The organism is Rhizobium lentis, assembly GCF_014200175.1.
Classification (GTDB): Bacteria; Pseudomonadota; Alphaproteobacteria; order Rhizobiales; family Rhizobiaceae; genus Rhizobium; species Rhizobium mulingense.
The window spans coordinates 619,597-631,335 of sequence record NZ_JACHBD010000001.1 but is presented as its reverse complement, the minus strand read 5'-3'; the positions used below and the strand labels follow the sequence as shown (position 1 = coordinate 631,335).

Below are 11,739 nucleotides of genomic sequence, written 5' to 3'. Positions count from 1 at the left end.
AATGCTGATCTGGCTTGTCGAACTGTCGGAATATTTCAAGTTTCTGAATCTGTTCAGATATATCACCTTCCGCACGGGCGCCGCTCTTTTCACCTCCGCACTGATCGTCTTCCTGTTCGGGCCGACGATCATCAATTCGCTGCGCATCCGGCAAGGCAAGGGCCAGCCGATCCGCGCCGATGGGCCGCAGACGCATTTCAAGAAGGCCGGCACGCCGACCATGGGCGGACTGATGATCCTGGCCGGCATCGTTGGGGCCTCGCTCCTCTGGGCCGACCTTTCGAACGTCTATGTCGTCGCCACCCTGCTGGTGACGCTGGGTTTCGGCGCGATCGGCTTCTACGACGATTATCTCAAGGTGACGAAGCAGAGCCATAAGGGCTTTTCCGGCAAGGCCCGCCTCGGCATCGAGTTCGTCATCGCCGGCATCGCCGTCTACTTTATGATGCGCACGGCTCTTGCCTCGGGGACCGCCGGCTCGACCTTCGGCTCCTCGATCGCTTTTCCCTTCTTCAAGGACTTCCTGATCAATATCGGCATCATGTTCGTCGTCTTCGGCGGTTTCGTCATCGTCGGCGCCGGCAACGCCGTCAACCTGACGGACGGGCTCGACGGCCTCGCCATCGTGCCTGTGATGATCGCAGCCGCCTCCTTCGGCGTCATCGCCTATCTCGCCGGCAACGTGGTGTTTGCGAACTACCTGCAGATCAATTTCGTGCCCGGCACCGGCGAGCTTGCTGTCGTGCTCGGCGCCGTCATCGGGGCCGGTCTCGGCTTTCTCTGGTTCAACGCGCCGCCGGCCGCCATCTTCATGGGCGACACCGGCTCGCTGGCGCTTGGCGGCACGATCGGTACCGTCGCCGTCGCCACCAAGCATGAGATCGTCATGGCAATCATCGGCGGCCTCTTCGTCATGGAGACGCTGTCGGTCATCATCCAGGTCGGCTTCTTCAAGATGACCGGCCGGCGCGTCTTCCTGATGGCGCCGATCCACCATCACTTCGAGAAGAAGGGTTGGACCGAAAGCCAGGTGGTGATCCGCTTCTGGATCATCGCCGTCGGCCTTGCCATGCTCGGCCTCTCGACGCTGAAGCTGCGGTGAGGCGATGATCCCGGTCACGACGCTCAAGGACAAGAAGGTTGCGCTCTTCGGGCTCGGCGGCTCGGGTTTCGCCACCGCCCGGGCGCTGATTGCGGGCGGCGCCGAAGTCACTGCCTGGGACGACAATCCCGACAGCGTCGCCAAGGCTTCCGCCGAAGGCATCCGGACAGAGGACCTGCACAGCATCGACTGGGGTCAGCAGGCGCTTTTCGTGCTGTCGCCCGGCGTGCCGCTCACCCATCCCAAGCCGCACTGGACTGTTGATCTTGCGCGCGCGGCCGGCGTCGACGTCGTCGGCGACGTCGAGCTTTTCGTGCGCGAGCGCCGCGCCCATGCACCAGACTGCCCGTTCATCGCCATCACGGGCACCAACGGCAAGTCGACGACGACGGCGCTGATTGCCCATATCCTGAAATCCTCAGGCTACGACACGCAGCTCGGCGGCAATATCGGCACGGCGGTGCTGACGCTCGACCCCCCGAAAGCGGGGCGTTATTTCGTCGTCGAATGCTCGTCCTACCAGATCGATCTGGCGCCGACGCTGAACCCCTCGGCTGGCATTCTGCTCAACCTGACGCCCGACCACCTCGACCGTCACGGCACGATGCAGCATTATGCCGAGGTCAAGGAACGGCTGGTCGCCGGCAGCGACGTCGCGGTCGTCGGCGTCGACGACAGCCACTCGGCGCTGATCGCCGACCGCGTCCAGCGGGCAGGCGTCAAGGTGGTCCGCATCTCCCGCCGCAACGTGGTGGCCGAAGGCATCTATGCCGAGGGCACGAAACTCGTCCAGGCCGCCGGCGGCGCAATGTTGCCCTTCGTCGATCTCGACGGCATTCAGACGCTGCGCGGCAGCCACAATGCGCAGAATGCCGCTGCCGCCATCGCCGCCTGCCTTGCGGTCGGCGTTTCCGCTGACGACATCCGTGCCGGCCTTGCCTCGTTCCCCGGCCTCAAACATCGCATGCAGCCGGTCGGCCGCCGCGGCCGTGTCGTCTTCGTTAACGATTCCAAGGCCACCAATGCCGATGCGGCAGCACCCGCCCTTTCGAGCTACGACCGTATCTACTGGATTGCTGGCGGTCTGGCGAAATCCGGCGGCATCACGACGCTCGCCCCTCATTTTCCGCGCATCGCCAAGGCCTATCTGATCGGTGAGGCGGCGGCGGAATTCGCGGCGACGCTGGGCGAGGCCGTGCCCTACGAAATTTCGGGCACGCTGGAGCGCGCGGTCGCGCATGCTGCAGCCGACGCGGATTGCGACGAGGCGGCTGCTTCGGCCGTGATGTTATCCCCGGCTTGCGCAAGCTTCGACCAGTATAAGAACTTCGAAGTCAGGGGCGATGCCTTCGTCGCCCACGTGGCCGCACTTGACGGAATGACGATGCTGATCGGTCCTGTAGCAGGAGAGAAATGACATGGTAAGCCGCGCGGAACGTGGGCCTCTGGCCGATTGGTTCTGGACCATCGACCGCTTCTTCCTGGCAATGTTCATTTTCCTGATGGGCATCGGCTTCATGCTGTCCTTCGCCGCTTCTCCCGCGGTTGCCGAGCGCATCGGGTTGGAACCTTTCCACTTCGTCAAGCGCCATGCGGCCTTCATGATCCCGTCGATCGCCGTCATGCTCGGGCTGTCCTTCCTGACACCGCGCCAGGTGCGGCGGACCGCGATCCTGCTATTGATCATCTCGCTTGCCATGATGGTGCTGGTGCTGTTCGTCGGGCAGGAGGTCAAGGGCGGCAGGCGGTGGATCTGGATCGCCGGTCTTTCGATCCAGCCGTCGGAATTCATGAAGCCCGCCTTCGTCGTGGTCTGCGCCTGGCTTTTTGCCGAACATGCGCGCCAGCCGGAGATCCCCGGCAATCTCTTCGCCATCATTCTGTTCGGCATCGTCGCGGCCCTTCTCGTCGCGCAGCCGGACCTCGGCCAGACCATCCTGACCACGGCCGTCTGGGGCGGCATGTTCTTCATGGCCGGCATGCCATGGATCTGGATCATGCTGCTCGGCATCGGCGGCGCTGGCGGCTTGCTCAGCGCCTATTACGTTTTCCCGCATGTGGCGTTGCGTATCGACAAGTTCATGACCGGCGAGGGCGACACGTTCCAGATCGACACGGCGCGCGAAGCGATCATCCGCGGCAGCTGGTTCGGCCAGGGACCGGGAGAGGGCATCGTCAAGCGGATCATCCCCGACGCCCATACCGACTTCATCTTCTCGGTTGCGGCCGAGGAATTCGGCATCGTCTTCTGCATGGCGCTCGTGGCGCTGTTCACCGTGCTGGTGCTGCGCGGCCTGTCGCATGCGTATCGTGAGCGCAACGACTTCAACCGCTTTGCCGTCGCCGGTCTGGTGCTGCAGATGGGCATCCAGTCAATCATCAATATCGGCGTCAACCTCGAACTGCTGCCGGCAAAGGGCATGACGCTGCCGCTGATTTCCTACGGAGGTTCGTCCATGGTGGCGATCTGCGTCACCGCCGGCTTCATTCTGGCGCTGACGCGCCATCGGCCGGAAAAGCGCGCGCAGGACCGAAGCCTCTTCCGCGTCCCGCACGGCATGCCGGCGGAGTAACGATCATGAGCAAAGGCATCGTGCTGCTTGCCGCCGGGGGGACCGGCGGCCATGTGTTCCCGGCGGAGGCGCTGGCCTTCAAGCTGAAGGAACGCGGCTATTCGGTACATCTCGTCACCGACAGCCGGGCCGAGCGCTATGCCGGCAAATTCCCGGCCGAGGAGATCCATGTCGTACCGTCGGCGACGATCGGTTCGAAGAACCCGGTCGCCGTCGCCCGCTCGCTGTGGACGCTGTGGAGCGGCATGCGGGCGGCCAAAAAGCTGATCCAGCGGCTGAAGCCTGTCATCGTCGTCGGTTTCGGCGGCTATCCCACGGTGCCGCCGCTGCTGGCCGCCACGCGGCTCGGTGTCGCCTCGATGCTGCATGAACAGAACGCCGTCATGGGGCGCGCCAACAAGGCGTTGGCCCCGCGCGTCAAGGCGATTGCCGGCGGCTTTCTACCGGAAAGCGGCGATGCTTTTTCCGACAAGACAGTTGCGACCGGCAATCCCGTGCGCCCGGCTATCCTTGCCGCGGCCGAACAGCCCTATCATCCCTCGCTTTCCGGCGAACCTTTCCATCTCGTCGTCTTCGGCGGCAGCCAGGGCGCGCAATATTTCTCCAAGGCCATGCCGACGGCGATCAGCTTGCTCGACGAAGAGCTGCGGGCGCGGCTCAGGGTGACGCAACAGGTTCGGCCGGAGGATATGGAGATGGTCCGCGGCTGCGTGGCGCAGCTGCAGATGGGTGCCGATATCGCGCCGTTTTTCAATGATATGGCGGAGCGTCTTGCCAAAGCGCATCTGGTGATCTGCCGCTCCGGCGCGTCCACGGTTTCGGAAATCTCCGTCATCGGCCGCCCGGCCATCCTGGTGCCTTATCCGCATGCGCTCGACCACGATCAGGCGGCGAACGCCGCCGCACTGGCTGCGACCGGCGGGGCAAAGGTAATCACTCAATCCGAGCTTTCGCCGGAACGTATCGCCTCTATACTGAGCCATGTGATGAACGATCCGGAAAAGCTGTCGCACATGGCGGCGGCGGCGAAGCTTGCCGGGAAACCGGATGCGGCAAACTTGCTTGCCGACATGGTTGAGGCTATTGCCGCCGGTAAGACGGTCTCAGAATTCAAGAGGACACGCGCATGAAACTGCCGAAGGCGATCGGTCTCGTCCATTTCATCGGCATTGGCGGCATCGGCATGAGCGGCATTGCCGAAGTGCTGCACAATCTCGGCCACAAGGTGCAGGGATCGGATCAGGCCGACAGCGCCAATGTGCAGCGCCTGCGCGACAAAGGCATTGAGGTCTTCGTCGGCCATCGCGCCGAAAATCTGGGCGATGCCGAAGTCGTCGTCGTCTCGACGGCGATCAAGAAGAGCAATCCGGAACTTATCGCCGCCCGTGAAAAGCTGCTGCCGGTGGTGCGCCGCGCCGAAATGCTTGCCGAACTGATGCGCTTTCGCAATGCAATTGCCATCGGCGGCACCCACGGCAAGACGACGACGACCTCGCTGGTGGCGACCCTGCTCGAAGCCGGCGGGCTCGACCCGACCGTCATCAACGGCGGCATCATCAATGCCTACGGCACCAATGCCCGGATGGGCGAGGGCGAGTGGATGGTGGTGGAGGCCGACGAATCTGACGGCACCTTCCTGAAGCTTCCGGCCGATGTTGCCGTCATCACCAACATCGACCCCGAACATCTCGACCATTACGGCAATTTCGATGCGGTGCGCGCCGCCTTCCGGCAGTTCGTCGAGAACGTGCCGTTTTACGGTTTCGGCGTCATGTGCCTCGACCACCCCGAAGTACAATCGCTGGTCGGCCGCATCGAGGACCGCAAGATCATCACCTATGGCGAGAACCCGCAGGCCGACGTGCGCTTCAAGAATGTGCGAATCGACGGCACGCGCTCGATCTTCGATGTCGAGATCCGCCGCCGCCGCACCGGCCAGGTGACCGAGCTCAAGGGGCTGGTCATGCCGATGCCCGGGCGGCACAATATTTCCAACGCGACGGCGGCGATCGCCGTCGCCAACCGGCTTGGCATATCGAGTGAAGATATCGCCAAGGGGCTTGCCTCCTTCGGCGGCGTCAAGCGCCGCTTTACCTTGACGGGCGAATGGAACGGAGTGCAGATCTTCGACGATTACGGCCACCATCCGGTCGAGATCAAGGCGGTGCTGCGCGCGGCCCGCGAGGCCTGCAAGGGCCGCATCATCGCCGTCCACCAGCCGCACCGGTACAGCCGTCTCGCAAGCCTATTCGAGGAATTCGCGGCCTGCTTCAACGATGCCGACAGCATTTTTCTGGCGCCCGTCTATGCGGCAGGCGAGGATGCAATCGAAGGCGCCGACTCCACGTCGCTCGTCTCGCGCATCAAATCCGGCGGCCATCGCGACGCCCGCTTCCTGTCTTCGGCCGAGCTTCTGCCGCAGATGGTTGCAGAGGTTGCAAAGCCTGGCGATTTCGTGGTTTTGTTGGGGGCTGGAAGCATCACATCCTGGGCAGCCGCACTGCCCAGACAACTGGAAGGCCTATCGGGAAAGTCCGCATGAAACAGGTGAATGGGGAAAAGCTTCTCGCGTCTCTCGGAGACGGTGTAAAGGATATCCGCGGCCGTATCACGCCGGATGCCCCCATGGATCGCGTCACCTGGTTCCGGGCCGGCGGTCTGGCTGAACTGATGTTCCAGCCGCATGACGTCGACGATCTCATCGCCTTCCTGAAGATACTGCCGGGAGAGGTGCCGCTGACGGTGGTCGGCGTCGGCTCCAATATCCTCGTGCGCGACGGCGGCATTCCCGGAGTCGTGCTGCGCCTGTCGGCCAAGGGCTTCGGCTTCGTCGAGTTGGCCGGCGAAAACCGCATCCTCGCTGGCGCAATCTGCCCCGACAAGCATGTCGCGGCGATGGCGATGGACAACGGCATCGGCGGTTTTCATTTTTTCTATGGCATTCCAGGCGGTATCGGCGGCGCGGCGCGCATGAATGCCGGCGCTAACGGCGTCGAGACGCGCGAGCGGCTGATCGAGGTCAACGCCGTCGACCGCAAGGGCAACAAGCATGTGCTTTCCAATGCGGAGATGGGGTATTCCTACCGGCATTCAAAAGCACCCGGCGATCTGATCTTCACCTCGGTGCTGTTCGAGGGCTATCCTGAAGATCGCGCCCAGATCCGCGCCGAAATGGACGCCGTGCGCAATCACCGGGAGACGGTGCAGCCGGTGCGTGAAAAGACCGGCGGCTCGACCTTCAAGAACCCGCCGGGCCATTCGGCCTGGAAGCTGATCGACGAGGCGGGCTGCCGCGGCCTCGTCATCGGAGGCGCCCAGATGTCGTCGCTTCACTGCAATTTCATGATCAATATGGGGCAGGCGACCGGCTACGATCTCGAATATCTCGGCGAGCAGGTGCGTCGCGAGGTTTTCGAGAAAGAGGGCATCAAGCTCGAATGGGAAATCAAGCGCCTCGGCGTCTTCATGCCCGGCCGCGAAGTGCGCCCGTTCCAGGGTGTGACCAGCGAATAACGATTACTTCACCGCCAGTTTCAGGCCTTCGCGCGGCGTGACGACCGGCGTCCAGCCGAGAACCTTGTGCGCCTGGGAGATGTCGACCTGCAGCGAACCGCACAGGCGTTGATAGACGGCTTCCTTCCCGACTGCCTTCGCCGCCATGTGCAGCAATGCGGAGGGGAAGGGGACCAGTATCGGCTTGATGCCGAGCCCCGCGGCAATTCCCCGGATGAGCTCCGGAGTCGACAGGTCCTCACCATCTCCGGCGAGGAAAATCTCACCGCCGGCGGCGGGATGCGCCGCGCAGGTGATGATCAGATCGACGAGATTTTGCACCGCCACCAGTGTGCGGCGGTTCTCCAGCGAAGCGAAAGGGAGCGGTATCCGCTTGCGGATGAGCCCGAGGAGAAGAGCGAAGTTGCCTCTGGCGCCGGGGCCATAGACCAGCGGCGGCCGGATGATGACGATTTCCATGCCGGTGCGGGCGGCGATTTCGCGCAGACCGATTTCGCTTTCCAGTTTCGAAATGCCGTAGGGGTCGATCGGCTTCGGCGTGTCGTCATGCCGGAACGGCCGATCGTTATCTTCGCCATTGACCTTGATGGTGCTGACGAAGACGAATCTCTTCACGCCCGCGCGGGCCGCCTGTTCGGCAAGGTTGAGAGTAGCGGCGGTGTTGGTCCGGCGGAATTCCGCCAGCGGATCGGCTGCGCGATCGTTCATGATGTGAACGCGGGCGGCAAGATGGAGGATGACGTCGACGCCTGCAAGTGCCGCCGCCCAGTCGGTCCTGTCGGTTATGTCACTTGGAAAATGCCTGACATCATCAGGAAAGGCAGAGATTACCGATCTGGTGGTGACGACGAGATCGCAAATCTTCTCTGCGCGCAGCCGCTCGACAAGTGGACTACCGACGAAGCCGGCAGCGCCGGTGACGAGGCATCGCATGATCTTCTCCCTGCTTATCCATGAGCCTTCGCTAACCGGAAGTCAGATCCGCATCAATAGAAAAGCAGGGCTGACCGAGCGTTGCCGCTCTCCGCATTAATCAATCAAGCCGCCGGCCGCCTTTGACGGATAACATCCCGGTCCCTTGACTGAGCCCATCGCGGTTCAGCGCGGCACGATATCTTTTTGAAAACATAGGATTTTTCTCCTCTGTTCGCGTCATCCCCGGACGGCGGGGGAATGATAGCGAAATGAGCAAAGGGTAAAAGATCGCGAATTTCCGGGGCAGGAGTTAACGAAAGTAAACACTTCATTAACCATAATGATGCTCTAATGCATGCAGATCGGACAAAGGCCCGAAACGGCGCAGACAGGCTCACGCAAGCGTCGTTTTCAAAAGTGGAAGTTATTTTTGGGGGTGTTGATGAGTCGCAAGCATGTGGCTGTCCTGATGGGCGGATTTTCCTCGGAACGGCCCGTCAGCCTTTCCTCGGGAAAGGCTTGCGCAGCAGCCCTCGAAGCCGAAGGCTTCCAGGTGACGTGCATCGATGTGGCGCGCGACGTTTCCGAGAGGCTTGCGGCGCTGAAGCCCGATGTCGCCTTCAACGCACTTCACGGACCTTTTGGCGAGGACGGCACCATCCAGGGCATCCTTGAATATCTCGAAATTCCCTATACGCATTCGGGTGTGCTTGCCTCGGCGCTGGCGATGGACAAGGACAAGGCGAAGCTTGTCGCAGCCGCTGCCGGCATTCCGGTTGCCGAATCGCAGGTCGTCAACCGTTTCGCCTTTCCCTCCGTGCATCCGATGAAGCCGCCCTATGTGGTGAAGCCGGTTCGCGAGGGGTCGAGCTTCGGCGTCGTCATCGTCACGGAAGATCAAGCGCATCCTCCCCAGGTCGTCAGCTCGACCGAGTGGCGTTATGGCGAGGACGTTCTCGTCGAGCGCTATGTCTATGGCCGCGAGCTCACCTGCGGTGTCATGGGCGAGACGGCGCTTGGTGTCACCGAGGTGGTGCCGCAGGGACACAATTTCTATGATTACGATTCCAAATATGCGGCGGGCGGTTCAAAACACGTCATCCCGGCGAAAATTTCACCGAATATTTACCAAAAAATACAAACATTGGCCCTAAGGGCGCATCAGGCAATCGGTTGTCGCGGCGTCAGTCGGTCCGACTTTCGTTACGACGATCGTTTCTCCGAAGACGGCGAAATCATCTGGCTGGAGGTCAATACCCAGCCTGGCATGACTCCAACCTCGCTCGTGCCCGAAATGGCCGGCCATGCCGGCTATTCCTTTGGTGAGTTTCTCCGGTGGATGGTGGAGGACGCGTCTTGTTTGCGTTGACGGTCAAGAGGATAGGGCGTCCCAGCCATCATGCCGTGCTTCCGACCGTGGAAGCCGAAGAGCGATTCGTCCTGCCGCGTCCGCTGCGCCGCGTCACTCGTTTCCTGATTAGCCTCGGCAGCGGCCGCATCTACATCCCGGCCCATACGGGCACAGTTTCGGCGCTGGCTTTTTTAGGCGCGACCGGACTTTACGGCATGTCGCTCGGCGGTCACACGGAAGCCGTCGCCCAGGCGACGACGACGGCGGCGGGTTTTGCGATCGAGGACGTCAAGGTCTCCGGCAATTCCGAAACTTCCGAAATCGAAATCCTGCAGCTGATCGGCCTCGACGGCACGACCTCGCTGGTCGCGCTCGACGTCGATGCCGCTCGCCGGAAGATCGCCCATCTTCCCTGGGTCGAAAGCGTCGAGGTCCGCAAGGTCTATCCCAAGACGATCGAAGTGAAGCTCAAGGAGCGCCAGGCCTATGCAATCTGGCAGCACGGGCAGGAGCTTTCGCTGATCGAAAAGAACGGCAGCGTCATTGCGCCGCTGCGCGACAACAAGTTTTCGTCGCTGCCGCTCGTCGTCGGCCGCGATGCGGAAACGGCTGCGGCTTCGCTCGACGACGCCTTCGCGAAGTGGCCCGACGTGAAGGCCCGCGTGAAGGCCTATGTCTGGATATCGGGTCGTCGTTGGGACCTGCACATGGACAACGGCGTCGTCGTCAAGCTGCCGGAAGACGGCATCGACCAGGCGCTAGCGACGCTGTCGGCCTTCGACAAGCAGCATCAGCTGCTGGAGCGCGACATCGCTGCGGTCGACCTGAGATTGCCGGACAGAACCGCCGTCCAGCTGACGCCGGAAGCGGCGGTTCGCCGGCAGGCGGCAGTAACGGAGCGTACGAAAGAATTGAAGAAGGCGGGGCAGAATATATGAGCTTGTTCGGTTCATCCCATTTCGGATTGCCGCGCCTGAAGCCGCTTTCGTCGAAGCGGTCGCATATCGTTTCGGTGCTCGACATCGGCTCGACCAAGGTGGTCTGCATGATCGGCCGGCTGACGCCGCGCGAGGAAAGCCAGATCCTGCCGGGCCGCACGCACAATATCGAGATCATCGGCATCGGCCACCAGCGGTCCCGCGGCATCAAGACCGGCGTCATTGCCGACCTCGACGCGCTGGAAGGCGTCATCCGGCTCGCCGTCGATGCGGCCGAGCGCATGGCGGGGCTGACCGTCGAGAGCCTGATCGTCAACCTGACGGCCGGCCGCCTCGGCAGCGACATTTACACGGCGACCATCGATCTCGGCGGCCAGGAAGTCGAGCTCAACGATCTCAAAAAAGTGCTGTCGGCCGCCTGCCAGCAGTCGCTGCGCCAGGACCGCTCGGTGCTACATTCGCTGGCGACCGGCTTCTCGCTCGATGGCGAGCGCGGCATCCGCGATCCGCTGGCGATGTATGGCGACGCGCTCGGCGTCGACATGCATGTCGTCACCGCAGAGCGCTCGGCGCTGAAGAACCTGGAGCTCAGCGTCAATCGTGCGCATCTGTCGGTCGAAGGCATCGTCGCTACCCCTTATGCATCCGGGCTTGCCGCTCTCGTCGATGACGAAGTCGAGCTCGGCTGCGCGGCGATCGACATGGGTGGCGGCACGACGACGATCTCGGTCTTTGCCGAGGGCAAGCTTGTTCACACCGACGCCGTCGGCCTCGGCGGCCATCACGTCACCACCGACCTGGCGCGCGGCCTCTCGACCCGCATCGAGGATGCGGAACGACTGAAGGTCGTGCATGCCTCGGCACTTTCGAATTCCTCCGACGAGCGCGAGCTGATCTCGATCCCGCCGATCGGCGAGGATGATCGCGACCAGCCGTCGCAAGTGCCGCGGGCGCTGGTTTCGCGCATCGTTTCGGCGCGAATCGAAGAGACGATGGAACTGATACGCGACCGGATCCAGCGCTCCGGCTTTAGCCCGATCGTCGGCAAGCGCGTCGTCTTGACGGGCGGCGCAAGCCAGCTGACCGGCCTTGCCGAAGTGGCGCGGCGCATTCTTGCCCGCAACGTCCGCATCGGCCGCCCGATGGGCGTGTCGGGATTGCCGACGGCGGCCAAGGGCCCGGCCTTTTCGACGGCCGTCGGTCTGATGATCTATCCGCAGGTCGCGGACATGGAGACACATGCGTCACAGAGCGGTCTGCTCATGTCGCTTGGGGGAAATAACAGCCGCATAGCCCGGATGGGCCAGTGGTTGAAGGAAAGCTTCTGAAATTGAGTAATTGGCCGGC

General features: G+C 62.7%; 10 protein-coding genes. 9 read left to right on the top strand and 1 reads right to left on the bottom strand.

All coding sequences use genetic code 11. From position 1 onward, the window contains the following. Nucleotide 1: 1 nt before the first annotated feature. The 6 genes from mraY to murB are packed head-to-tail and all read left to right on the top strand — an operon-like array spanning nucleotide 2 to nucleotide 7,188. A complete protein-coding gene (gene mraY, locus GGI60_RS03090; RefSeq protein WP_183912686.1) occupies nucleotides 2-1,102 on the top strand; it encodes a phospho-N-acetylmuramoyl-pentapeptide-transferase in 1,101 nt (366 codons plus the stop codon). 4 nt (nucleotides 1,103-1,106) lie between these two features. Continuing rightward, nucleotides 1,107-2,519, top strand: coding sequence for a UDP-N-acetylmuramoyl-L-alanine--D-glutamate ligase (gene murD, locus GGI60_RS03085; RefSeq protein WP_183912688.1), 1,413 nt, complete (start codon nucleotides 1,107-1,109; stop codon nucleotides 2,517-2,519). 1 nt (nucleotide 2,520) lies between these two features. Then, a complete protein-coding gene (gene ftsW, locus GGI60_RS03080) occupies nucleotides 2,521-3,675 on the top strand; it encodes a putative lipid II flippase FtsW (protein WP_183912690.1) in 1,155 nt (384 codons plus the stop codon). A 5-nt stretch (nucleotides 3,676-3,680) separates the two neighbouring features. Next, nucleotides 3,681-4,805 (top strand): undecaprenyldiphospho-muramoylpentapeptide beta-N-acetylglucosaminyltransferase, encoded by a 1,125-nt coding sequence (gene murG, locus GGI60_RS03075; RefSeq protein WP_183912692.1) that lies wholly within the window; start codon nucleotides 3,681-3,683, stop codon nucleotides 4,803-4,805. Continuing rightward, nucleotides 4,802-6,217, top strand: coding sequence for a UDP-N-acetylmuramate--L-alanine ligase (murC, locus tag GGI60_RS03070; protein WP_183912694.1), 1,416 nt, complete (start codon nucleotides 4,802-4,804; stop codon nucleotides 6,215-6,217). Before murG ends, murC begins: the two co-directional genes overlap by 4 nt. Further along, nucleotides 6,214-7,188 carry a UDP-N-acetylmuramate dehydrogenase gene (gene murB / locus GGI60_RS03065; RefSeq protein WP_183912696.1) on the top strand — a complete coding sequence of 325 codons (975 nt, stop codon included), beginning with the start codon at nucleotides 6,214-6,216 and terminating at the stop codon, nucleotides 7,186-7,188. The genes murC and murB overlap by 4 nt, the downstream gene beginning before the upstream one ends. Before the next feature lie 3 nt (nucleotides 7,189-7,191). Here murB and GGI60_RS03060 read toward each other — a convergent pair whose 3' ends face one another. After that, nucleotides 7,192-8,121: a UDP-glucose 4-epimerase family protein gene (locus tag GGI60_RS03060; RefSeq protein WP_183912698.1), complete on the bottom strand. Its 930-nt coding sequence runs from the start codon at nucleotides 8,119-8,121 to the stop codon at nucleotides 7,192-7,194. 424 nt (nucleotides 8,122-8,545) lie between these two features. Here GGI60_RS03060 and GGI60_RS03055 point away from each other — a divergent pair, with 424 nt between their 5' ends. Genes GGI60_RS03055 through ftsA form a run of 3 tightly spaced genes read left to right on the top strand, consistent with a single transcriptional unit; the run spans nucleotide 8,546 to nucleotide 11,720 of the window. Beyond that, on the top strand, nucleotides 8,546-9,472 hold the full coding sequence (locus GGI60_RS03055) for a D-alanine--D-alanine ligase (protein ID WP_183912700.1): 927 nt from the start codon (nucleotides 8,546-8,548) through the stop codon (nucleotides 9,470-9,472). Continuing rightward, nucleotides 9,460-10,392, top strand: coding sequence for a cell division protein FtsQ/DivIB (locus tag GGI60_RS03050; RefSeq protein ID WP_281413985.1), 933 nt, complete (start codon nucleotides 9,460-9,462; stop codon nucleotides 10,390-10,392). The genes GGI60_RS03055 and GGI60_RS03050 overlap by 13 nt, the downstream gene beginning before the upstream one ends. Next, nucleotides 10,389-11,720 (top strand): cell division protein FtsA, encoded by a 1,332-nt coding sequence (ftsA, locus tag GGI60_RS03045; protein WP_004668807.1) that lies wholly within the window; start codon nucleotides 10,389-10,391, stop codon nucleotides 11,718-11,720. Before GGI60_RS03050 ends, ftsA begins: the two co-directional genes overlap by 4 nt. Nucleotides 11,721-11,739: the final 19 nt, after the last annotated feature.